Origin of the sequence: Rhodococcus sp. NPDC057014, from assembly GCF_042673295.1 — a bacterium.
Lineage (GTDB): Bacteria > Actinomycetota > Actinomycetes > Mycobacteriales > Mycobacteriaceae > Rhodococcus_F.
This window is the reverse complement of record NZ_JBHUSF010000049.1, coordinates 1-27,000: the sequence shown is the minus strand read 5'-3', so window position 1 is coordinate 27,000 and position 27,000 is coordinate 1. Positions and strand designations below refer to the sequence as shown.

The following is a 27,000-nucleotide window of genomic DNA, read 5'->3' as shown; positions in this document are numbered from 1 at the left end:
GCCAAATCACAGTAACGAAGCGGCGTGCGGGCCCGACTTCTGCTCGGATCGGGAAACATGGACGGGGGACAATCACTGTGAGTGAGTTCCCTCTGTCCAGAGCGCAACAAGGAATCTGGTTCGCCCAGCAACTCGATCCGAGCGTGCCCCTCAACGTCGCCCAGTATGTGGAAATTCGGGGACATGTCGATGTGGGGTTCCTGGTGGACGCCACCGACCGTGCATGCCGCGAGCTTCAGTCGGCCTGTGTCAGCCTCGTAGACAAGGGCGACGAGGTTCTGCAGGTGGTGGACGTCGAGATCGACGATGCGATCTCCTACCGCGACCTACGCGGCGCCGAAGATGCGCTCGCCGAGGCGCACCGTTGGATGACCGCCGAGTACAGCCGCCCGCTCGACGTGCTGAGGGACCGGCTGATCGTCGCCACATTGCTGCATGTCGGCGAGGATCACTACTTCTGGTTCTCCCGCGTCCACCACATCGTCATCGACGGTCACGGCGGCATGGTGCTCACCAACCGTGTGGCCGAGATCTACAGCCACCTCGTGAACGGCACCGAGCCCCCGGCGTCCAAGGCACTGAGCCTGCGCGAGCTGTACGACGCCGACGACGCCTACCGATCCACGAGCCGGTTCGAGACGGACGGACACTATTGGGCCGAGCGCATCGCTGGCCTGCCCGACCCTGCCAGGCTCACCGCCCGCGACGCCCCACCCGTCGCACCCGCGCTTCTTCTCGGCGGCACCATCGGCGACGGCATTTCCCAGGACATCGGCGATGTTGCCCGACGCTGGAATTCGTCCGACGTCCCCGTCGTCGTCGCCGCGTTCGCCGCCTACATCGCACGGATGACCGGCATCACCGACATCGTGCTGAGCCTGCCCGTCTCCGCCCGCACCACCGCGGCCACGCGACGCTCGGCCGGGATGGTATCGAACATCGTCCCGCTGCGCGTGCAGGTGGACGCCGACGTGAGCGGTGCGGAGCTCGTCCGACGGGTGCAGCTCGAGCTCACCGGGGCGCTGAGGCACCAGCGGTACCGCTACGAAGACATGCGACGCGATCTCCCCGACGGCGGTGCGCGGCGCGGCGGCTTCGGCCCCACCGTGAACCTCATGATCTACCACCAGGAGATCGTGCTCGGAGACGTCGTCGGCGTCTTCCATCCCCTCACCAGCGGTCCGGTGGACGACCTCGCACTCAACCTTTACCCATCGGTCACTGGCCGGGGTACACGCATCGACTTCGAAGCCAACCCCACCCTCTACGCAGAAGCCGAGCTGGACGCTCAGTACCGCCGGTTCCTGACCTTCCTCGAGACATTCGTCTGCGCGGAGGACGACACCCCGGTCGGGGCACTGCCGATTCTCGACGAGCCCGAGCAAGCGGCACTGGTGCCCTGCGCCGGTCCGCCCGCAGTTCCGCCGGCGACGCTGCCGGAACTGCTCGACGCCGGACTGCGTGATCCCGACGCAATCGCGGTGCGGCACGCGGGCGTCGACCTCTCTTACGGACAGCTGGACGCATGGTCGAACCGTCTTGCCCGTCGGTTGATCGAGCGCGGTGTCGGACCCGAAGACGTGGTGGCCGTGATGCTGCCGCGATCACCCGAATCGGTGGTGGCTCTGTGGGCCGTTGCCCGTGCGGGCGCGGCCTTCCTGCCCGTCGACCCCGGCTACCCGGTAGAGCGGGTCGCGTTCTTGCTCGCCGACTCCGAGGCCACGGTGGCGTTGGCCTCAGACGGCTCGGTGGTGCCCGCCGGAATCGACTGGGTGGAGGTGGCCGACCGGCCAGGCGACTCATCACCCGTCGCTGACGCCGATCGGGTTCGCCCGCTGCGCCTCGACCACCCCGCGTACGTGCTCTACACGTCCGGCTCCACCGGAACGCCGAAGGGGGTGTCGGTGACGCACCGGGGCCTGGCGGGTCTGGTCCACGCGCGCGACGGACTCTACGACGTCGACGGCTCCGCCCGCGTCGCACATTTCGCCTCCCCGTCGTTCGACATCTCCCTGGACGAATTGCTGCTCGCGTTCACCGCCGGAGCCACGCTGGTGATCGTGCCGCCCGACGTCTTTGGCGGCGAGATGCTGACGGAGCTGCTGCGCACGGAGCGTGTGACGCACGCCGTACTCACCCCCGCGGTCGTCGCGTCCCTGGTGCCGTCGGACCTACTCGAACTCCGCGTTCTCGACGTGGGCGGCGAGGCGTTGGCCGGCGCGCTGGTCGAGGCGTGGGCTCCCGGCCGCCTGATGGTCAACGGCTACGGGCCCACCGAGGCCACCGTCACCACCCTGTTCAGCCCACCGCTGATACCGGGAGAGCCGGTCACCATCGGCCGTCCCGTGCCGGGCACCGAAGCACTCGTGCTCGATGCCCGACTCCGTCCGGTCCCCGTCGGGGTGGTGGGGGAGTTGTATCTGGCGGGGGAGAGCCTCGCACGGGGATATCACCGGCGCACCCGACTGACAGCCGAACGATTCGTCGCCTACCCGCACGGCGCCGGGGCGCGGATGTACCGCACCGGTGACCGGGTGCGGTGGACCCCCGACCACCAGCTCGAGTTCGTCGGCCGCACCGACACCCAGGTGAAGATCCGCGGCTTCCGGGTGGAACTCGGCGAGATCGACGCGGTACTCACCGCAGCGCCCGGCGTCGACCACGCCGTCACCGTGGTACACGGTGCCGGAATTGTTTCGGGCACAGTGGTGTCGTACGTCAGCGGCCCGGTAGACCCGGCGACAGTGCTCGACTTCGCCGCCGCCCGGCTGCCGCACTACATGGTGCCGGCGTCGGTGACCGTGCTCGAGCAGATGCCGCTCACCCCCAGCGGCAAGATCGACCGCGCGCACCTCCCCGAACCGGTCGTGTCGCCGTCCCGCGCGCCGCACGGCGAGGTCGAAGAACTCGTGGCCGCGGCGCTCGCAGACGTTCTCGGACTGCACTCCGTCGGAGCCGACGCCGACTTCTTCGCGCTGGGCGGAAACTCGCTGTCCGCCACGCAGGTCGCTGCCCGGCTCTCGGCCCGGGGACACACGGTCGGGGTGCGCGACATCTTCGAGGCACCCACCGTCGCGCTGCTGGCCACCAGAGTCGGCGCTTCGCGTTCCCGGGTAGACATACCGCCGCTGCGCCCTGTCGGCGAGGACGCGGCCGGGGGCGCGGCGCCACTCGCACCCGCGCAACAGCGACTGTGGCTCCTGGCGCAGGCCGCGCCCGAATCGCCCGCCTACAACGTGCCGTTCGTCGTCGAACTCGACGGTGAACTGGATGCGTCGAGTTTGGCTGCGGCGGTGCACGACGTCCTCGACCGGCACACGGTGCTGCGCACCGTCTACCCCGACACCGACAACGGTCCCGTGCAGGTGGTCACCCCTGCCGTCGTGGACCTGACACCCATTCCGCTCGAACCCAAGGCGCTCGACGCCGCCGTGGCCGAACTGGCCGGCCGCGGCTTCGACGTGACCACCGAGACGCCGGTGCGTATCCGCCTCTACCGGCTCGCCCCCACCCGCCACGCCCTCGTCGTGATCGCGCATCACATCGCGATGGACGGCTTGTCGTTCGCGCCGCTCACCCGTGACGTGATCACCGCCTACGAGGCACGTCGCTCCGGCACCGCGCCGAGCTGGCCCGAGCTCGACGTGCAGTACACCGACTACGCCCGATGGCACAGCGACATCGTGGACGCCGCCGCCCCCGACGACATCGACTACTGGACCACCCAGCTCGACGGTGCGCCCGAGTTGCTGCCGCTGCCCACCGACCGCCCCCGCCTCGCGGCAGGGTTGCACCCGGCAGGGACGGTACCGCTGGCGTTCGACGCCGACCTGCACCGGTCGGTGGAAGAACTCGCGCGGACACATGATTCGACTCCCTTCATGGTGGTGCACGCCGCACTGGCCGTCACCTTGAGCGCGCTGGCGGGCACCGACGACATCGCCATCGGGACAGCGGTCTCGGGGCGCACCCATCCCTCGCTCGACGCGCTGGTCGGCATGTTCGTCAGCAACGTCGTGCTCCGCACCCAGGTATCCGCGCACCAGACCTTTGCCGACGTGCTGTCGGACGTTCGCCGCACCGACCTGGACGCCTTCGCGCATTCCGAGACACCATTCGACCAGGTGGCCGACGCCGTGACGGGTGGGGTGTCGGCGCCGCATCATCCGCTGTTCCAGGTCGCGCTGGCATTCGAGAACGCCGCCACCGAACCCGAACTGAACCTGCCCGGTCTCACGGTGCGCCCCTATGCCGTCCCCGCCTCGGTCGCACGTTTCGATTTGGAACTGACACTGGCCGAACGGCATTCGCCGGACGGTTCTGCCGCCGGGCTGCTCGGCACGTTCACCTACTCCCGCGCACTGTTCGATGACACCACCGTGCACTCTTGGACGCGACTGCTCGAACGGGTGCTGCGGACCACGGTGGCGCGCCCCGACGCCCCGGTGCGCACCGTGGGCCTGCTCGACCCCGACGACCGGGCGGCACTGATCCCGCAACACGGACCCGCCGCCGCACCGGCCGGCACCCTGCCCGCGCTGCTGGACGGCACCGGCATCGCAGTCGCGAGCGGATCCGTCGAGCTCACCCCCGCGGAACTCGACGATCGGGCCAACCGGCTGGCACACCACCTGATCGAGCGCGGCCTCGGCCCCGGCGACGTGGTGGCCATGCAACTGCCGCGGTCCGTCGAGTGGGTGACCGCACTGTGCGCGGTCGCCCGCACCGGTGCAGCGTTCGTGCCCATCGATCCCACCTACCCCGAATCGCGTGTGGCGCACATCCTCGCCGACTCCGGGGCCCGCGCTGTACTCACCGACAGCGACATGCAGCACCTCGGCGACAACCCGTCCCCGGTCACCGACAACGACCGGGTGCGCCCGCTGCGGCCGGACGATCCCGCGTACGTCATTTACACCTCCGGGTCGACCGGAACTCCCAAGGGTGTCGTCGTCACCCATCGCGGGCTGTCGAGTCACGCTGCGGCCCTCCGGACGTCCTACGCCGCGGACAGCGGGTCGCGGATCCTGGCGTTCGCGTCGCCGAGCGTCGACGCTTCCGTCCACGAATTGCTGTCGGCGTGCGGTGCGACTCTGGTCATTGCGCCCACCGACGTCTACGGCGGCGACGAACTGACGGAACTCCTGCAGCGGGAGCGCATCACCCACTGGACCACCACACCGGCAGTCCTCGCTCTCACCAAGCCCGACGGACTCGACCATCTGCGCGTTGTTGCGGTGGCCGGGGACGTGTGCCCACCGGAACTGGTGTCGCGGTGGGCGCCCGGCCGCACCCTGCTCAACCTGTACGGGCCCACCGAGGCCACCATCTGGGCCACCGGCACCGGACCACTGTCCGCGGATGACACGGTGACCATCGGCAGTCCCATCGACGGCATGTCAGCAGTGGTGCTCGACGCGGCGCTGCGCCCGGTACCCGTCGGCACGGTGGGGGAGCTGTACCTGGCAGGACCGGGCCTCGCCCGCGGATACGTCGGCAGACCCGGGTGGACGGCGGAACGCTTTGTCGCCAACCCGTACGGCGACGGACGCATGTACCGCACCGGCGACCTCGTCCGTTGGACAGCGTCGCGCCACCTCGACTTCGTCGGACGCGCAGACGATCAGGTGACGATTCGCGGTTTCCGAGTGGAACTCGGCGAGATCGATGCGGTCCTGGGGGCGGCTCCCGGGGTCGACACGGCGGTGACGATCGCGCGCGACGGCACCCTGCACTCCTACGTCCACGGAACCGACGTGGACACCGACGCCGTCCTGGCCTTCGCGTCGCAGCGCGTGCCCCGGCACCTGATTCCCGCATCCGTGACCGTCCTCGAGTACCTGCCGTTGACGGCCGGCGGGAAGGTCGACCGGGCGGCGTTGCCCGAACCCGTGATCCGGACGGCATCGAGCCAGCAAGCGCGCACCGCGACGGAGGAACTGGTGGCCGCCGCGTTCGCGACCGAAATCGGGACCGAAGGCATCGGTCTCGACGACAGTTTCTTCGATCTCGGCGGAAACTCGCTGGGAGCGACACGACTCGCCGCCCGGGTGGGGTCGGTGCTCGGACGCCGGGTCTCGGTGCGCGACATCTTCGACCACCCCACCGTCGCCGAACTGGCCGCCCACCTGACGGGGGCCGCCGACCGCCCCGCGCTCGTCTCACGCGAGACGTCGGGACCGGTGCCGCTCTCGGCGCAGCAGCAGGGACTGTGGCTGGTCAACCAGCGCGACCCCGCCACCGATCCGTACGCCATGGGATTCGAGGTGGACCTCGACGGCACCCTCGATGTGGAGGCGCTGCGGGCCGCTGTCCGGGATGTGCTGCACCGGCATCGGATGCTGCGCACGGTGTTCCCCTCGTTGCACGAGCAGGTGGTGCTCGACGAGGCGGACGGAGCTCTGGCGGACGCCTCCCTCGGCGGTATCGACCTCACCCGTGACCTTCCGATGCGGGTGACCCTGACGCAGCGTGCCCCCGACCGACACACCGTTGCCATCCTGCTGCACCACATCGCCGTCGACGGACTGTCCCTGCGGCCGCTGCTGCGCGACCTCGCCGTCGCCTACTCCGCGCGCACCGCCGGCCGCGTTCCCGACTGGGCGCCGCTGCCCGTGGAGTACGCGAGCTACGTGCTGTGGCAGCGAGAAGTACTCGGCGACGCGGAAGACCCCGACAGCCTCGCCGCCCGCCAACTGGCGTACTGGGCAGAGGCATTGGACGGACTTCCGGCGGTATTGCCGTTGCCGCTGGACCGGCCGCGGCCCGCCGGCGCGCTGACGCTGGGACACACCACGTTCGCCGTCGGTGCGGAACAGCACCATGCGCTGGTCCGGTTGGCGCGCGAGCACGACGTGACCCCGTTCATGGTGCTGCATGCAGCCCTCGCGGTGCTGCTGCGTGCCCTGACCGGCACCGACGACATCGCCGTCGGCACTTCCACGGGTGGTCGCGCGGATCCGGCACTCGACGATCTGGTCGGCATGTTCGTCGGCACCCTGGCGTTGCGCACCCGAATCGATCCCGCCGCGAGCTTCGCGGAACTCCTCGAGACGGTGCGCACAGCCGACCTCGGGGCGTTCGAGCACGCCGACGTGCCCTTCGAACAGGTCGTGCGACAGCAGGGTACGGAATCCGGCCAGCTCGAGCACCCGCTGTTCCAGGTGATGTTCGCGTACGAGAACTTCGATGCAGCCGAGGTGGCACTGCCCGGTCTGACAGCCCGGGTCCGGGACGTCCAGATCCACGCCAGGCCGTTCGACCTGGACCTGACGGTCCGGGAGCGTCGCTCGGACGACGGCACCCCGGACGGGCTGCACGCGGACGTGAACTTCCCGCGGGAACTGTTCGACACCGAGACGATCGACCGGTGGATGGCGTTGCTGCAGCGAATACTCCTCGCCGCGACATCGGATCCGTCGGTGACGGTCGGGAATCTGGACCTGCTCGAGCCGGGCGAACATGCCGCACTGGTACCGCGCGTCGGTCCGGTCGCCGTACCGTCCGCGACTCTGCCCGACCTCCTCGACGGCAGCCACGACGGGGTGGCGGTGCGGTGCGCCGGCGTCGAGTTCACCTACCGCGAGCTAGATGCCCGAGCGAACAAGTTGGCCCTGCGGCTGATCGCGCGCGGGATCGGACCCGAGGACCTGGTGGCCCTGATGCTGCCGCGGTCCGTCGAGTCGATCGTCGCCGTGTGGGCCGTCACGCGCAGCGGCGCCGCGTTCCTCCCGGTCGATTTGGGATATCCGGCGGAGCGGATTGCCTTCATGCTCCACGACTCCGGTGCCACGGTGGCGCTGGCCGCCGACGCGTCACATGTGCCTGAGGGCGTCGTGTGGATCGACGTCGCCGATGCACCGGGTGACGCGGCCGCGGTGACCGACGGTGACCGCGTTCGTCCGCTCCGCGTCGATCATCCGGCGTACCTGCTCTACACCTCCGGCTCCACCGGAACACCCAAGGGCGCGATGGTCACCCACCGCGGGCTGGCACCACTGGCCGACGCCAACGCCAAGCTCGGACTACTCGACTCGGAGGCGCGGGTCGCGCACATTGCGTCGCCGTCGTTCGACCTCTCCATCAACGAGATGCTGCTCGCCTTCACCGCGGGTGCGACCCTGGTGATCGTGCCGCCCGGGGTCCTCGCAGGCGACGAACTCGCAGACGTGCTGCGCCGCGAACGCGTCACCCACGTGATGGTGACACCGAGTGTGCTGGCATCACTGGACCCGTCGGCACTACCGGACCTGCAGGTGATCGACCTGGCCGGCGAGGAACTGCCGTGGGAACTCGCTCAGCGATGGGCCCCCGGACACATCGTTGTCAACGGGTACGGGCCGACCGAAACCACCATCGTCAACTTCATGAGCGACCCCCTCACGCCGGGCGGTCCGCTGACCATCGGTGGCCCCATCGAGGGAACCGAAGTGCTGGTGCTGGATTCGCGGCTGCGTCCGGTTCCGGTCGGTGTCACCGGCGAGGTGTACCTGGCGGGGGAGAGCCTCGGCCGGGGCTACCACGGCAGGCCGGGGCTGTCAGCCGAGCGGTTCATCGCCTACCCGTCCGGCGACGGCACGCGGATGTACCGTTCCGGCGACCTGGCCCGGTGGACACCCTCGCACGAACTGGTGATCGTGGGGCGCGCAGACAACCAGGTGAAGATTCGCGGATTCCGGGTGGAACTGGGCGAGGTGGACGCCGCGCTGCGAGCGGCACCCGGCGTCGAGAGCGCCGTGACAGTGGTGCGCGGCACCACCTTGGCGTCCTACGTCACCGGGTCCGTGGAACCGTCTGCAGTGCAGGCATTCACGGCCAACACGCTGCCCCATTACATGGTGCCCGGTTCGGTCACGGTGCTCGACGCGATGCCGCTGACCGCCAACGGCAAGGTCGATCGCGCCGCTCTACCCGCCCCCGGAGCGTCCGTGGTGCGGTCACGGAAGCCGCGCGGCGCCACCGAAGAAGTCGTGGCCCGGGTGATCGCCGACGTGCTCGGCCTGCCGTCGATCGACGCAGAGACGGACTTCTTCTCGGTCGGCGCCAGTTCCCTGACCGCCACCACCCTGTCCTCGCGCGTCGGACATGCCCTCGACCGGCCAGTGAGCGTGCGCGACGTCTTCGAAGCTCCCACAGTGGCGGCGCTGACATCCAGGCTGCTCCGCGGCCCGTCCGTGCGCGAGGAGTCCCTCCACTCGTCGACCACGCACGGTCGCGAAGCGCCACTCGCGCCCGCGCAGGACCGGTTGTGGCTGCTCGACCGGATGAACCCCGGCGCCGCCGACTACGTCGTCCCGTTCGCGATGGACTTGAGCGGCGCCGTCGATGTGGGCGCACTGGCCGCCGCCGTCCGGGACGTGGTGGACCGCCACGAGCCGCTGCGCACGGTGTTCCGGGACACCGAGACCGGAGCGGTGCAACTGGTCTCCGAGGCGGCACTCGATCTCACCCCGGTCGCGGTCGACGAACACGAACTCGGCGAGGCGATCACCGCACTGACAACCGAGGGGTTCGATCTCACCCGGGATACGCCGGTTCGCGTCCGGCTCTTCGACCGCGGAACCCCCGGCTACACCGTGGCCGTCGCCGCCCATCACATCGTCTTCGACGGACTGTCGGCCACCCCACTCGCCCGCGACCTGATGGCCGCCTACCGCGCGCGCCGGGACGGCCACGCCCCCGATTGGGACGCCCTACCGGTCCGGTACGGCGACTACGCCCGCTGGCACCGCCGGATAGTGGAGGAAGACGCCGGCCGAGACCTCGCGTTCTGGAGGACGACCCTCGACGGACTGCCGGAACGGCTGCAGCTACCCACCGATCGGCCGCGTCCGGCGACGGCAACCACCCCGGATCGCGTCCCGTTCACGGTGGACGCGAGTACCCACCGTGCCGTGGAGGAACTGGCCAGACGATGCAGCGCCACCCCGTTCATGGTGGTGCACAGCGCCCTGGCGGCCACCCTGGCCGTCCTCACCGGAGCCGACGACATCGCCATCGGCACACCGGTGTCCGGTCGCCGCGATCCCGTCCTGGACGACCTGGTGGGCATGTTCGTCGGCACCGTCGTCCTGCGCACCCGAGTGGATCCGAGCCTCCCGTTCGCCGATCTCGTCTCCGCCACCCGCCTCGCGGATCTGGCGGCATTCGCGCACAGCGAGCAACCGTTCGACCGGGTCGTCGATGCCGTCGCGCCGACCCGCTCCACCACGCATCACCCGCTGTTCCAGGTGATGCTCGCCTACCAGAACTTCACCGAACCCGAGATCCGATTCGACGACGTCACCGTCCGCAGCCGCGACACCCCGAGCAGCGTCAGCCGCTACGACCTGGAGATCGAGATTCGGGAACACCGCACCGAGGACGGCACCGCCGCCGGACTCGACGGCGTGATCGCCTACCCGACAGAACTGTTCGACCGCACCACCATCGCCCGGTGGTCGAGACTGCTGCAGCGAGTGCTGCAGTCGGCGGTAGCGGACCCGTCGGTGGCCGTCGGCGATCTCGACGTGCTCGAGCCGTCCGAGGCTGCCGACCTGGTCCCTGCCCACGGGCCGACAGCACTCTCGCCGATCACCCTCCCCGAGGTTCTCCGTGGCAACTCCACACACGTTGCCGTGCGGTGCGGCGACGACGAACTGACCTACCGTGAGCTGGACGAGCGAGCGAACCAGTTGGCGCGCAAGCTGATCGGACTGGGCATCGGACCCGAGGACGCGGTTGCGCTGCTGCTGCCCCGCTCGATCGACTCGGTGACCGCGGTGTGGGCCATTGCCCGGGCCGGTGCCGCGTCGCTGCCGATCGACCTGGACCATCCGGCCGAACGCACCGCCCGCATCCTCACCGCCGCCGGAGTGCGTGTCGCGATCGCGCACGACGCCCAGCTCGTTCCCGATGGCATCGTCTGGGTCGACGCGCGCGACCAGCCGGTGGATTCGGCACCGATCGGCGACGGCGAGCGCATCCGGTCGCTCTCGGCGGATCACCCCGCGTATGTGGTCTTCACCTCCGGGTCGACCGGCGAACCCAAGGGTGTCGTGGTGACCCACCGCGGCTTCGCGAACCACGCCGCCGAGGTCCGTGCCCGCTACCGAGTGGAACCGGACTCCCGCGTCCTGCACTTCGCGGCCCCCAGCTTCGACGGCGCCTTCCACGAAATTCTCGTAGCCGCCATCGGCGGCGCCACCCTCGTGATCGCCCCACCCGGCGTGGTGGGCGGAGACGAGCTGAAGGACCTGCTCCTCCGCGAACGCGTCACCCACTGGACCACCACCCCCTCGGTGCCCGCGCTGATGGACCCGGAAGGCCTGGACTCACTCGAGTTCCTGGCCGTGGTGGGGGAGGCGTGCCCACCGGACGTGCTGGAACGCTGGGCCTCCGGACACCGGACCGTCGCGGATCTGTACGGACCCACCGAACACACCGTGTGGGCCACCGGAAGCAGCGCATTGCAGCCCGGCGACCCGATCACCATCGGCCGCCCGATCCGCGGTGCGTCCGCAGTGGTCCTCGACGCCCGTCTTCGGCCGGTGCCGGTCGGTGTGACCGGTGAGCTGTACCTGTCGGGTCCGGCGCTGGCCCGCGGCTACCTCGGTGCACCCGCCCTCACCGCGGAACGATTCGTCGCGAACCCCCACGGATCCGGTCGCATGTATCGATCCGGCGACCTGGTGCGCTGGACCGCCGACCACACCCTCGAGTTCGTCGGCCGCGCCGACAGCCAACTCAAGATCCGCGGATTCCGCGTGGAACTCGGCGAGATCGACGCGGCACTGGGGTCGGCGCCCGGCGTCGGCACCGCCGTCACCGTCCTGCACGACAACATCCTCGCCGCCTACGTCCACGGCACCGTCGAGCTCGACCCCGCAGCATTGCGCGCGTACCTGGCCGAGCGACTGCCGCAGTACATGGTGCCCACCACCGTGACCGTGCTCGACGCCGTGCCGCTCACGGCCAACGGCAAGGTGAACCGTGACGCCCTGCCCGCACCCGAACTGCCGGCGGCGACCCGGCACCCGCAGACCCCCGTCGAGCAGACGGTGGCGGACGCGGTGGCAGCCGTCCTCGGCATCCCCGACATCGGCGCCGACGCGGATTTCTTCGCCCTGGGCGGAAATTCGCTCTCGGCCACCCAGGTGGCGTCGCGACTGGCAGCAGTGTCCGGACTGCACATCGGGGTGCGCGACCTGTTCGACCGGCCCACCGTCGCCGCGCTGGCCGCCCTGATCGAGGAGGGCGGTGACCAGCGTCCACCGCTCGTCGCCGAAACCACGGACCAGCCGGCGCCGCTCGCCTACGCGCAGCAACGGCTGTGGTTGCTCAACCGGGTCGACCCCCAGTCGCCCGCCTACAACGTTCCGTTCGCCGTCGACCTCGACGGTGACCTCGACGTCGCCGCACTGTCCGCCGCCCTGCACGACGTGGTGGACCGGCACACCGTGCTGCGCACCGTCTTCCCCGACACCGAAACAGGACCCGTCCAGAAGGTCGTCCCCGCCGCCGTCGACCTCACGCCCATCGAGGACGAGGCCACCTTCGCCGTCCGCGGGTTCGACCTCACCACCGAGCCACCGCTGCGCGCCGCCCTGTACGAGGTTGCGCGCCGGCGCCACACCCTCCTAGTGGTGCTGCACCACATCGCCGTCGACGGATTGTCGTTCGGTCCGCTGACCCGGGACATGGTCAGCGCCTATCACGCGAGGACGTCCGGCCGTTTCCCCGACTGGGCACCGCTGTCCATCGACTACACCGACTACGCCCGGTGGCAGCGCCGCGTCCTCGGCGACGCCGCCGACCCCGACAGCCGGATGCGACGCGAACTCGACTACTGGACCTCCACCCTCGACGGCCTGCCCTCCCTGCTGCCGCTGCCCACCGACCGGCCACGACCGGGCACCGACCGGCTGACCGCCCGACACGTCCCGTTCTCGGTGCCCGCCGAGTTGCACCAACGCCTGGAAACAGTGGCCCGGGAGCAGAACGCGACACCGTTCATGGTGCTGCACGCCGCCCTCGCCGTCCTGCTGTCCAAGCTGACCGGTGCCCACGACCTCGCCGTCGGAACACCCACGTCGGGGCGCACCCACCCGGCGCTCGACGACGTGGTCGGCATGTTCGTCGGCACCGTCGCCCTGCGCAGCCGCATCGACCCACGCGCCGGGTTCGACGCCTTCCTTGCCACCATTCGGGAAACGGACCTGGCCGCGTTCGCGCATTCCGAGGTGCCGTTCGAACTGGTGGTGGATGCGGTCGCGCCTACCCGCTCCACCACGCATCACCCGCTGTTCCAGGTGATGCTGGCATTCGACAACTTCGCGTCCGTCCCGGACGTCGCGCTGCCGGGGCTGGAGGTTCACGGCCGTGAACTCGGCACCGGCACCAGCCGCTTCGACCTCGAGGTGTCCGTCCGCGAACAGCGCGGCGAGAATGGTGAACCCGTCGGTCTCGACGGCGTATTCGTCTACCCGGCAGAGCTGTTCGATTCCGAGACGGTCGAGCGGTGGGCGGAACGCCTGCTGAGGGTGCTGCGGTCGGTGACCACCGATGTGCAGGTGCCTGTCGGGTCGATCGACGTACTGAGCGAGTCCGAACGCGAAACGAGTGTCTCGGGTGTCGACGGGACTGCCCCGGACGCCGCGTCACTGGCGGAACTGTTCGAGCGGCGCGCCGCCGAGAATCCCGACGCGGCGGCCATCACGTTCGGCCACACCACACTGACCTACGGCGAACTGGATCACCGCTCCGCGGAGATGGCCGACAACCTGCGGGCGTCCGGCGTGGGAGCCGAAGACCTGGTGGCCATCGTCCTGCCCCGCTCGGTCGATCTGCTCGTGGCGATGCTCGCCGTGACCCGCGCCGGCGCCGCATACCTGCCCATCGACGTCGACTACCCCGCCGAACGCATCCGCTACTTACTCGACGACGCCGCGCCCGTGGTCGTGATCTCCGAGATGCCGCACGCCAGTCACACCGCGCCCTCCGACTCGCCTCGCCGCGGCGCATCTGAGGGAGCCGCGTACGTGATCTACACGTCCGGCTCCACCGGGCAGCCCAAGGGCGTGCAGGTCACCCACGCCAACGTCCTGTCGCTGCTCGCCAACACCCGCGACGAATTCGGCTTCGGCCCCGGCGACGTATGGACGATGTTCCACTCACACGCCTTCGACTTCTCGGTCTGGGAGATGTGGGGCGCCCTCACCACCGGCGGACGCCTCGTCCTGGTCGACCGCTACCTGGCCCGCTCACCCCATGAATTCGCCGAAATGCTGGCACACGAAGGCGTCACCGTCCTCAACCAGACACCGTCCGCCTTCGGGCAACTCGTCGAACACCTCGACAGCTCCTCGCTGAGGCTGCTGATCTTCGGCGGTGAGGCACTCGAGCCCACCATGGTCGTGCCGTGGCTAGCGCATCACCCGAACGTGCGTGCGGTCAACATGTTCGGCATCACCGAAACCACGGTGCACGTCACCCGCCACGACCTGAAGCCGGGAGACGACCGCCGCTCCGTGGGCACAGCACTTCCGGGACTGCGGACGTACGTCCTGGACGCGTCGCTGCATCCCGTGCCCCCGGGGACGGTCGGCGAACTGTACGTCTCCGGCGCCCAGGTGGCGCGCGGCTACCTCGGTCGGCCCACCCTCACCGCCGAACGGTTCGTCGCCGACCCCTTCACCCCCGGCACCCGCATGTACCGGACGGGCGATCTCGCCCGCGTCCACACCGACGGTGGACTCGAACACATCGGCCGCGCCGACACCCAGGTGGCGGTGCGCGGCTACCGCATCGAGCCCGGCGAGATCGAGGCGGCACTTCTGCGTCGTCCCGACGTCGAGCACGCCGCAGTGATGGTGCGGGGCAGCGCCGTCGGCGACCAACTGGTGGCCTACGTGGTGACCACCGCCGAGCCGCGCACCCTCCTCGGTTACCTGCGATCGGTGTTGCCCGAATACCTCGTCCCGGGTGCAGTGGTGCCCGTCCCGAGCTTCCCGCTGACCCCCAACGGGAAATTGGACCATCAGGCTCTGCCAGAACCGACCCTCCACACTGCTGACAACCACGCACCCCACGGGCCCATCGAGGAGGTGGTGGCCGGTGTGTTCACCGAGCTTCTCGGTGGCATCGAGGTCGGCGCCCGGCAGAGCTTCTTCGACCTGGGTGGCAACTCGTTGATCGCCACCCGGGTGGCCGCCCGGCTCAGCGCCGTTTTCGACACGGACATGACGGTTCGCGACCTCTTCGAGGCACCCACCGTCGCGGAACTGGCGGCGCGGGTGCAGGAGCGGGCCGGGGACGGCCGCCGCCGACCGCCACTGGTGCCGGTCGCCGCGGGTGAACCGCTTCCGCTCTCGCCCGCGCAGGAACGCATGTGGATTCTCAATCAGTTCGACACGGGAGCGGCCGGGTACAACATCCCGCTCATCGTCCGACTCGACGGCGCCCTCGACGTGGAGGCACTGGCCGCGGCGGCACGCGACGTCGTGCAACGCCACCGCACCCTGCGCACCGTGTACCCGCGGACTTCCGACGGTGTGGAGCAGCTGGTGCTCGAGGCCGACGAGATCTCGCTGGACCTCACTGCGATCGCCATTCCCGCCGACGCCGTCGCCGCCCATGTCCGGGCCCTCACCGGCGACGGTTTCGACGTGGCCGTAGAGCCGCCGCTGCGGGTGCGCCTCTACCGGACCGCCGCAACCACCCATGTGCTCGCCCTGGTGGTCCACCACATCGGCGCCGACGCATGGTCGCTGACCCCGCTGATCAGGGACACCCTGGTGGCGTATCAGGCCCGGCTCGCCGGCAACGGTCCCGAATGGCCTGTGCTGCCGGTGCACTACAGCGACTACAGCATCTGGCAGCGGCGCATGCTGGCCGAGGACAGCGCGAACACCGACAGCGCACTGTCGAATTACTGGCTGAAGGCTCTGGCCGGGCTACCCGAACTGGTGACACTCCCGCCCGACCGCCCCCGCCCCGCCATCCCGTCAGGGAATGGGGCCGCGCATTCGGTGGTGGTGGACGCAGCGTTGCACACGTCCCTGGCCGCACTGGCCCGCACCGGCCGGGCCACGACGTTCATGGTGCTGCACGCCGCACTCGCCGCGCTGCTCTCCCGGTACAGCGGCAGCCCAGATGTGCCCATCGGCACCGCCGTCGCCGGCCGCACCGACCCGCAACTCGACGACGTCGTCGGCATGTTCGCGGGCACCCTGGTACTGCGAGCCACCGTCGACGCGACCGCCAGCTTCACCGAACTGCTCGCCCAGGTGCACGAACGTGACATCGCGGCCTACACCCACGCCGACATGCCGTTCGAGTCGCTGGTGGAACTGCTCAACCCGCCACGATCGGCGTCGCACCATCCGCTGTTCCAGGTGGCACTGTCCATGCAGCGACACCACCCCACCCCCCTCACCCTGCCCGGGCTCACGGTGACCCCGGTGATCCCGGACATCGAATACGCCAACTTCGATCTGCAGCTCACCGTCGCCGACCCCGGCCCCGGCGAGCCGATGACACTCCACTTCGGCTACAACCCAGAGCTCTACGACCACGCCACCGTGGCCGAATTCGCCGCGCAACTGGTGCGCTTCCTCGAGGAAGTCACCGCGAACCCCGACGTCTCGGTCGGCGATGTGGACCTGCTGAGCGCGGCCGAACGGTCCGCCCTGGTCCCGGCAACCGGACCCCACGCACCGGGCGCACTGACGTTGCGGGCCATGATCACCCGCGGCGCCCACATGACGCCGGACGCCGTAGCGGTCCGCGACTCCCACACCCAGCTGACATACCGGGAACTCGACGCCCGCTCCGACACCCTCGCCCGCGAACTCGTCGAATCAGGTGTGCGGCCCGGCGAGGCCGTCATCTGGTCGGCGCCTCGTTCCACCGAATCCGTGGTGCGGTTGTGGGCGATCGCGAAAGCCGGCGCAGCACCCGTCCTGATAGACCCGGCGCTGCCCGAAGCCCGGGTGACCGCGATGCAGGGCGTCGCCGACAGCCTGCCGCGGGCGACGGGCACCGCGTACGTAGTGTTCACGTCCGGGACCACGGGCACACCCAAGGCCGTGGTGGTCACAGACTCCGGCCTCGCCGCACTGGACGCCGACGTGGCCTCGCGATTCGGCGCCGCACCGGGCTCACGGGTACTGCACCGCGCCGCCGCCGGGTTCGACATGACCCTGCTCGAGGTCCTGATCGCAGGCGCATCCGGGGCCACACTCGTGATCGCCTCCGACACCGAATTCGCCGGCCCGGCACTGGGCGAACTCGTTCGCCGCGAACGGATCACCCACGCCTGCCTCACGCCCACCGTCCTCGCGACACTCGGAGACACCGCACTGCCCGACCTGGAAGTACTGATGGTCGGCGGAGAACGACTCGGACCCGAGCTGGTCGACCGCTGGGCACCGGGCCGCCGGCTGGTCAACGGCTACGGCCCCGCCGAGACGACGATGTACACCATCGCGACCCGTCCACTGTCGCCCGGAACGCCGGTGACCATCGGTACCCCCATCCGCGGCGTGGCCGCCCTCGTCGTCGACGAGCGGCTGCGACCGGTACCCGTCGGCGTACCCGGTGAGCTGTACCTGTCAGGCGGCGCCCTGGCCCGCGGCTACGCCGGACAACCCGCGCTGACAGCGGAACGCTTCGTCGCCGGCCCCGACGGCGCACGCTACTACCGCACGGGCGACCTGGTGCGCTGGCGCAACGACTACGAACTGGAGTACCTGGGCCGCAACGACAGCCAGGTCAAGGTCCGCGGCGTCCGCGTCGAACCGGGTGAGATCGACGCCGCCATCGCCCGCGTCGCCGACGTCGACTTCGCGGCCACCATCGTGCAGCCCACCCCGACCGGTTCCGACTCACTCGTCTCCTATGTGCTGCCGCACCACACACACTTCGACGCGGACGGACTACGGCGACGCCTGGCCGAACTGCTGCCGTCGTACCTCGTGCCGACGGCCGTCGTGGTGCTCCATTCGCCGCCGCAGACGGTCAACGGCAAGCTCGATCTGCGTTCCCTGCCCACACCCGAACTCGGTGCGGGCGAGTACGAACCGCCCGTCACCGAGACCGAACGCGCGGTGGCCGCCGTCTTCGCCGAGGTCCTCGAACTGCCCGAGGCCGGCCGTGGGGCACACTTCTTCGATGCCGGCGGCAACTCGCTGCTGGCAACCCAGCTGACCGCGCGGCTCTCCGAAGTTGTGGGCCACCCGGTGTCGTTGCGCAGCCTCTTCGCCCACCCCACGGTCGCGGAACTGGCCACCGCCCTCGACGACGTCGTCCCCGAACCGGACCTGCGCCCCACGCTCATCGGGCGACCACGTCCGGATCAGATTCCCCTGTCGCGCAGCCAGTACCGGATGTGGGTGCTCAACCGCCGCGACCCGTCGTCCGCGGCCTACAACCAGCCCGCAACACTGCGCCTTCGCGGGCCGCTCGACGTGCCGGCACTGTCGGCGGCCCTCATGGACGTCGTTGCCCGACACGAAGTGCTGCGCACCCAGTACCCGGCCGCCGCCGGGGAGTTGCCCCACCAGCAGATCCTCCCGGCGACCGAACTGGACCTCACGCCCCGGGACACACACCCGGAATCGGTGGGCCCCGTGGTCGCCGCGTTCGCGGCCGAAGGTTTCGACCTCACCTCCGAAATGCCCCTGCGGGTCCGGTTGCTGCAGACCGGCCCCGACTCGCACGTGCTGGCCGTGGTGCTCCACCACATCGCCGCCGACGGCTGGTCCCTCACCCCCCTGGTGACCGACATGCTCACCGCCTACGACGCGCGTCGTGCCGGACACACACCCGACTGGGCGCCGCTGCCCCTCCACTTCGCCGACTACGCGCTCTGGGAGCAGGAACTGCTGCGCAGCGGGTACGCGACGCGCCGAATCGAGCACTGGCGGCGCGCCCTCAACGGCGCGGAGTCGGGGGCCGCACTCGTCCCGGACCGGCAACAGGCCACCGACACCACGACGGGCACCGCCGGGGCGGTGACCTTCCAGATCCCCGCCGACTTCCAGCGAGCCGTCCACCGGTTGGCCCGCGACCACCACGGCACCCCGTTCATGGTGCTGCACGCGGCCCTGTCGGTGCTCCTCTCGCGGCTCGGCGCGCAGTGCGACGTCACCGTGGCCACCGCGGTCGCCGGCCGCGGCGACCGCATCCTCGACCCGCTGGTCGGAATGTTCGTCAACACCCTCGCGCTGCGGGCACAGGTCCAGCCGGACATGCCGTTCACAGGACTGCTGGCCCAGGTGCGCGACTTCGACGTCGATGCGTTCGAGCACGCCGACGTGCCCTTCGAATCGATCGCCGACCTGCTCGGGGGACGCACACCACAAGTCGCGCTGGCAGTGGAGAACCTCGACCTACCCGCCGTCGACGTGGCCGGCCTTCGCGTCGAAGTTCGGGAAGTCGACACCCACACCGCGAAATTCGACCTTCATGTCACAGTTCGCGAGCGATGGGACGACGAGGAGCCCGCCGGGATGGACGGCGCCGTCGCCTACGCCGCCGAGCTGTTCGACCCCGCCACCGCAGCCTCGCTGGCGGCCCAGCTGGGGCAGGTGCTCGAGGCCGTCGCACGCGATCCGCAGGTGACGGTGGGGGAGATCGCGCTGACACCGGCACCGCCGCTCACCGGTGGACCCGCTGACGACACCCGCACCCTCACCGACATCTTCCTGTCCACCGCCGCCGCGCACCCCGACCGTCCGGCTCTCACCGACGGCACCCGGACACTGTCCTACCGAGAACTGGCCGAGGCATCGCAGCAGCGGGCCGGTCAGCTTCGCGACGCCGGCGCCGGTCCCGGAACGGTCGTAGAGATCTGCCTGCCGCGCTCGATCGACTTCGTGGTCGAACTCTGGGCCGTCACCCGGACCGGGGCCACCTTCCTGCCGCTCGACCCCACCCACCCCGCCGAACGCCGGAACGCGATGGTGGCGCAGGCATCGGCGGCACCGTCGGTCGCATACGTCATCTACACGTCCGGATCGACCGGCGCCCCGAAGGGCGTGGCCGTCACACACCGCGGACTGGGCGCCCTCGCCGACGAAGCCGTCCGCCGGTACCGAGTACACCCGCAGGCGCGGGTACTGCACGGCTACAACCCCACATTCGACGCGGCGCTGCTCGAGATGCTGCTCGCCTTCCGGTCGGGCGCCTGCCTCGTGGTCGCACCCCCCGACGTCTACGGCGGCACCGAACTGCAGCACCTTCTCACCGAGCAGAACGTGACGCACTACCTCTCCACACCCTCCGTCCTCGCCACCCTCGAGCCGCGGAAACTGGACACCCTGCAGGTGGTCGCCGTGGGCGGCGAGGCATTGAGCCCGGAGCAGGCCGCAGCCTGGAGCGACGGGCGGCTGATGCTCAACGCCTACGGGCCCACCGAATCCACAGTGGTGGCCACCCTGGCCGAGGTGGACACAGACGTCACCATCGGCACCCCCATCCCCGGCACGACAGCGACGGTCCTGGACGACCGACTGCGTCCGGTACCACTCGGGGGCGTCGGCGAACTGTACCTGGACGGGCTGGGACTGGCCCTCGGCTACGTGGCGGACCCAGCACTGACGGCCGCGAACTTCATTGCCGGACAGGGAGGAATCCGCCGTTACCGCACCGGCGACGTGGTGCACCGCCGCGTCGACGGCACCCTGTCCTACATTGGCCGCGCAGACCGTCAGATGAAGGTGCGCGGCATGCGCATCGAGCCCGCCGAGGTGGAAGCCGCACTGCTGGCGCTGCCCGATGTCACCCAGGCAGTGGTGCTGCTGCACCGCCGTCGGCTGGTCGCCTTCGTCACAGGCGCGGCAGTGGCGGCCGAATCACTCCGCGCGGAGTTGGCCCGGCAACTCCCGTCGCACCTCGTACCGCAGCGCATCATGGTTCGCGACAGCCTGCCGCTCACCGCCAACGGCAAGCTCGACACCCAGGCCCTCGAGGCGAGCGACGTCGACACCGACTCCCTGGCCCCACCGCGGACCGTGACCGGGGAACTGGTAGCAGGGGTATTCGCCGAAGTGCTCGGAGGCGCGAGCGTCGGTGGCCACAGCAACTTCTTCGACATCGGCGGCGACTCCCTCTCCGCCACCGCGGTGACGGGGCGACTGTCGGCGGCGTTCGGCGTGGACGTCCCCGTCAGGGCGCTGTTCGAGCATCCCACCGCCGTCGGCATGGCCGTGTGGCTCGACCAGCGCGATGCGGCCGCGACACGCATCCCACTGGTGCGACGGAACCCGGGCACCCGGATTCCGTTGTCCCCGCCGCAGCAACGGATGTGGCTGCTTCACCGCATCGATCCCAGCGCCTCGATGCACCACCTCGTGTTCGTGCAACGGCTCGGCGACGACACCGACCTGGGCGCACTGCGATGCGCACTCGCCGACGTGGTCGATCGGCATGCCGTGCTACGCACAGTCTTTCCCATCGATGACAGCGGCCCGCACCAGGTGATCGTTCCGGCGGACATCGACCTGCATCCCGTCACAGCCGCCGATGTGCCCGCCGAGGTCGCCGAATTCGTGCGGCGACCCTTCCACCTGGAGTCGGAAACCCCGCTACGCGTGCAACTGTGGTCCGAAGGCGACGGTAACCACGTGCTCGCCGCGGTCGTCCACCACATCGCGCTGGACGGCGGATCCATGGGCCGATTGGCCACCGACCTCGAGGCCGCCTACACCGCGCGCAGCGAAGGGCGTGAACCACAGTGGGCGCCGCTTCCCATCGACTATCTCGACTACAGCGTGTGGCTGCGCGAGATGCTCGGCGACCCCGCCGACCCCGACAGCGTCGCCCATGCTCAGCTCGACTACTGGACCCGGACACTCGACGGCGTCGACGCCCCGATCGCGCTGCCCACCGACCGTCCGCGACCCGCCCAACCGAGCCACACGGGCGCCACCGTCGAGTGGACCCTGGACCCCGACGTGCGTCAACGATTGTCCGACGTCGCCCGCAGTCAAGGCGTCACGGTGTTCATGGTGCTGCACGCCGCGCTCGCCGTTCTGATGTCCCGCGAAGGGGGACACCCGGACGTCGTGATCGGCACCGCCGTCGCCGGACGACCCGACCCCGCCCTCGACGCGCTGGTGGGGATGTTCGTCGGCACCGTCGCCTTGCGCACCGACGTGAACTCCGCCGCAACCTTCGCCGCGCTCCTCGACCAGGTGCGTTCGGTGGACCTCGACGCGTTCGCCCACGCCGACGTGCCGTTCGACGACGTGGTCGCCCACGTGGCACCCCACCGCTCCACCTCGTACAACCCGCTGTTCCAGGTAATGCTCACGTACCAACACACAGCGCCGCGCCCGGGCGGTCTGCCCGGAGCCGAGATCGATGCCGTCGGAGCAACCAGTGCCACGGCTGAATTCGACCTGGTCTGGGACTTCACCGAATCGGTGGGGGAGCTGACGCTGCGATTGCTGTACGCCACGGACCTGTTCGACGACTCCACCGCCCGGGCGCTGGCACAGCGATTCGATCGCATCCTCGACGCAGCTCTGACCGATCCGTCCGAGGTGGTCGGCGACATCGACATCCTCGAGGCGAGCGAACGCGCGGCCCTCGTCAGTGGCCCTGCCCGGAACTATCATCCGAAAACTCTCGCCGAGATCTTCGAGACCCAGGTCCGGGCCACCCCGCACGCCGTCGCCGTCGAAGACGGCGGCGTGCAGTGGACATACCAAGAACTGGACGACGTGGCGCAGCGGTGGGCCCGGGCGCTCTCCGGCCGGGGCGTCGGACCCGAGGATGTGGTCGCGGTCGCCACCGGTCGGGGCCGGCACTGGGTGGCCGCCGTGTGGGCGGTAGCGAAAGCGGGCGCCGTCTGGCTGTCGCTGGACCCGTCGCATCCCACCGAGCGTCTGGAATGGATGCTCGCCGACTCCGGTGCCGTGGTCGGGCTGACCGTGCCCGAACGCCTCGCCGAGCTCCCAGCCACAATCCCGTGGCTCCCACCCGTGAGTACCTCTCCATCGCCCCCGGTGAACAAGTACCCACGCGCGGAGGGTGCCGCGTACCTGATCTACACATCCGGAACCACCGGAATACCCAAGGGCGTCGTGGTGCCGCATCGCGGCCTGGTGAATGTAGTTGCCGCACAAGCACCCGTGCTCGACGTCGACGGTGACGTGCGGGTTCTCCAGCTGGCGTCCCCCACCTTCGACGCCTCACTTTTCGAAATGCTCTACGCGCTCTCGTCCGGCGGCACCCTCGTGATCGCCCCCGACTTCAGCTACGCCGGTGATCAGCTAGCCGACGTGGTGCGCCAGGCGCGCATCACCCACCTCATCGCGACACCCACCGTCCTCGCCACCCTCGACGCCGACGGTCTCGCCGACCACCGTCCAGGCACCGTGGTGTCGGTCGGCGAACGCCTACCGTCCGCGCTGGCGGCGACCTGGGCATCGCATCACCGGCTCTTCAACGCCTACGGCCCCACCGAATTCACAATCCTGGCATCGGTCGCAGGACCGCTCACACCAGCCGACATCGATGACGGCGTCGACATCGGAGACGTGATCGACGCCGCCGCCGCCCTCGTGCTCGACCCACGGCTGCACCCGGTACCCGACGGCGTGACAGGTGAGCTCTACCTGTCCGGAACCAGCGTCGCCCGTGGCTACCTCGGGCAAGAGGGTCTCACCGCCACACAGTTCGTCCCGAACCCCTACGGGAAACCCGGCGACCGGATGTACCGCACCGGAGACCTCGTGCGCCGCAACGCACACGGAGCCCTGGACTACCTGGGACGCAACGACGCACAGGTCCAGCTGCACGGCATCCGCGTCGAACCCGCCGAGGTGGACACCGCCCTGGCCCGCCATCCCGACGTCCGGTTCGCGATCACCACACCGGTGACCGCTCCCGACGGACCGCCCGTCCTCGTCTCCTACCTGGTGGCCGAACCGGACTCCACCCTCACCACACACACCGTCCGCGAATTCGCCCGGACGGTCCTGCCCCGCCATCTGGTGCCGTCCGCCGTCGTCCTACTCGACAGCCTGCCAGTACTGCCGTCGGGCAAAATCGACCGATCCGCGCTTCCCGAGCCGGAATTCGATCCCCACACCCCAGTGACACCGCCCACCGGATACCTCGAGACCCTGGTCGCCGAGGTAATGGCCAACGCCATCGGAACGGACTCCATCGGCGCCGATCAAGATTTCTTCGCCCTCGGCGGCACCTCCATGGGCGCGGTGGCCGTCGCCGATGAACTGCGCACCAGGCTCAACCGGGACGTGCCCCTGCAATGGCTCTTCACCGACCCCACCGCCGCGCGACTCGCCAAGCGCATCGAATCCGACAGCGATACGTCCGAAGATCCGTTCGCCGCTGTAGTTCGCCTCGGCGGAGACGGCGACGGTCCACCACTGTTCTGCATCCACCCCGCGGCGGGAATCGCCTGGTGCTACACCGGACTCGCAGAACACCTCCCCGGACGTGTGCTGTACGGAGTGCAGGCAACCGGCGACACGGACCTGCCCTCGTCCATTACCGAGCTGGCCAGCCGCCACATCGACGCCATCCGCACGGTCCAGCCGACCGGCCCGTACCACCTGCTCGGCTGGTCCCTCGGCGGCACCGTCGCACAGGAAATGGCCGTGCAACTACACGAAGCGGGCCACGAAGTGGCCACCCTCGCCATGCTCGACACCCTGCTGCCCGAACACCGTGCCGCGCTCGTCAACCCCGGCGACAACCAACCCCAGCTGGGCCTACCCCCAGAGCTCGGAGCGGCGGTATCGGCCGATCGGGTCCAGTCACTCGGCGAGCTACTCATCCGTCTCGAACACATCGCATCGACACATCAGCCCCGACACTTCAACGGCGACGCCGTGTTCTTCACCGCTGCATATGATCTCGACCACCATCCAGAACTAGTCCCGGACTGGCGCCAACACTTCGGCGGTGACGTCACCGAACACCGCATCGATGCAGTGCACGCAGACATGATCGGACGTGGACCAGTGGCCGCCATCGGACGAAGACTACGGGGATCGGGAGGCCACTCCGGACCATGAACCACCCGCCGCCCCTGACCGCGGCCATCACTACGATGCAGAGGTTCAGTCGGGTCGAAACAAAGTAGATGACAGCACGATCACGCACAGCCCCGAGCGTGAAGTCGATGGGAGACTCGATAATGGAAATTCAGGACTACCTGCGAATTCTGCAGTCACGATGGAAGATCATCGCGATCACCACCGTGGTCGCTATTCTCGGCGCGCTGGGAGCATCACTGCTCACCACACCGATATACGAGGCGTCGACCCGCATGTTCGTCTCCACCTCGTCCGGGGCATCAGTCAACGAGATCTACCAGGGCAACCTGTTCTCGCAGCAGCGAGTGACGTCCTACACCAAACTGCTCACCGGTGAAAATCTCGCGCAGCGAACCATCGACAAGCTCGGCCTCGACATGACCGCGCCCGCACTCGCATCCCAAGTGAAGGCCAGCTCCGCACCCGACACCGTCCTGATCGACGTCAAGGTTCAAGATCCGTCGCCGGAACGCGCCCGCGACATCGCCAACGCCCTGTCCGACGAGTTCGTCGTCATGGCACGAGAATTGGAGACACCCGAGCGGGGCGGCGCCCCGGCGGCGCGCGTCGTCGTCGAGCAGCAGGCACAGACGCCGACGGTGGCGGTCTCCCCGAAGACCATGCGCAACCTCGCGCTGGGTGCAGCGGTGGGCTTGCTCCTCGGCATTGCGCTGGCAGTTCTGCGTGATCGCCTCGACAACACGGTCAAGGACCGGCGCACCGTCGAGGAACTCGCCGGTTCCGCACTGATCGGCACCATCCCGTTCGACAAGGACCGGCAGACGCAGCAGGCCATCAACTTCGCCGAGGGCCACTCGTCGAGCGCCGAGTCCTACCGCGAGCTGCGGACCAACCTGCAATTCCTCGAGGTGGACAACCCGCCGCGTGTCATCGTCGTCACCAGTTCGCTGCCCTCCGAGGGTAAGACCACCACCGCCATCAACATCGCGCTCGTGCTGGCGGAGGGCGGCCAGAACGTGTGCCTGGTCGAGGGCGACCTCCGCAAGCCGCGGGTGTCGAAGTACCTCGGTGTCGTCGGTTCCGTCGGTCTCAGCAGCGTGCTCGCCGGCAAGGCCAGTCTCGAGGCCGTGCTCCAGCCGACGCAGTACTCGGGTCTCACGGTGCTGGCGTCCGGACCGATCCCGCCGAACCCGAGTGAGCTCCTCGGAACGGAGACGGCCCGCCAGGTGCTGGCCGATCTGCGGGGGCGTTTCGACTACGTGATCGTCGACGCGTCGCCGCTGCTGCCGGTCACCGACGCGACCGTGCTGACCGCGATGTCGGACGGCGCGCTGGTCATCGCGCGGCACGCCGAAACCAAGCGGGATCAGCTGTCGCGGGCGGTGGGCAACCTGCACAGTGTGGGGGCAACCATCCTCGGAACGATCATCACGATGACGCCGAGCCGCGGACGGGGCGTGTACGAGTACAAGTACTACTACGAGACGGACAAGTCTCTGCCGCAGATGCAGCCGGCCACGCCCGTGCAGCAGCAGCCCCCTCAGCATCAGGCACCGCAGCCGCCGGCACCGCAGCAACCTGTCCCGTACGTTCGCGACGAATACCCGCCGCAGCAGTACGGTCCGAACGGGGGAGATCCGCAGGAAGTGCCCGCCTACCAGGGCGCCCCGGCCTACCAGGGCGACCAGAGTCAGCAGTGGAACGGAGCGCCCGGCCACTACGGCAACGAGCAGCAGGCGGGCGCACCGGTACCTCCCACACCAAAACGCGCCCGCCGCTACCGCGACGACCAGGAAGCCTGGTCCGAGGCGGACACTCCGCGCGATCACACCCAGTAGATCGGCGATCTCGGACCACCTGAGGGCACTGCAGGTCTGCTCGTTCCTCTCGGTTGGGTCCGCGACTTTCTCAGGACCGACCGAGGGCCCGGTGCCTCGGAAAACACGACGGAGAGGTCTGCGACGGTGCAGGCGCCAGAGGCGTCTGC

General features: G+C 69.5%; 2 protein-coding genes. Both read left to right on the top strand.

Features of this window, described 5'->3' with window-relative positions; genetic code table 11:
- The first annotated feature begins 77 nt into the window (after window positions 1-77).
- Window positions 78-25,031: a non-ribosomal peptide synthase/polyketide synthase gene (locus tag ACFTZB_RS13020; protein ID WP_378432059.1), complete on the top strand. Its 24,954-nt coding sequence runs from the start codon at window positions 78-80 to the stop codon at window positions 25,029-25,031.
- A gap of 122 nt (window positions 25,032-25,153) precedes the next feature.
- Window positions 25,154-26,851 (top strand): polysaccharide biosynthesis tyrosine autokinase, encoded by a 1,698-nt coding sequence (locus tag ACFTZB_RS13015; RefSeq protein WP_378432074.1) that lies wholly within the window; start codon window positions 25,154-25,156, stop codon window positions 26,849-26,851.
- The last annotated feature ends 149 nt before the right edge of the window (window positions 26,852-27,000 follow it).

What these genes read in the sequence shown, in the direction of transcription:
- ACFTZB_RS13015 (WP_378432074.1), top strand. Translation starts at nt 25,154, where the DNA reads ATGGAAATTCAGGACTACCTGCGAATTCTGCAGTCACGATGGAAGATC.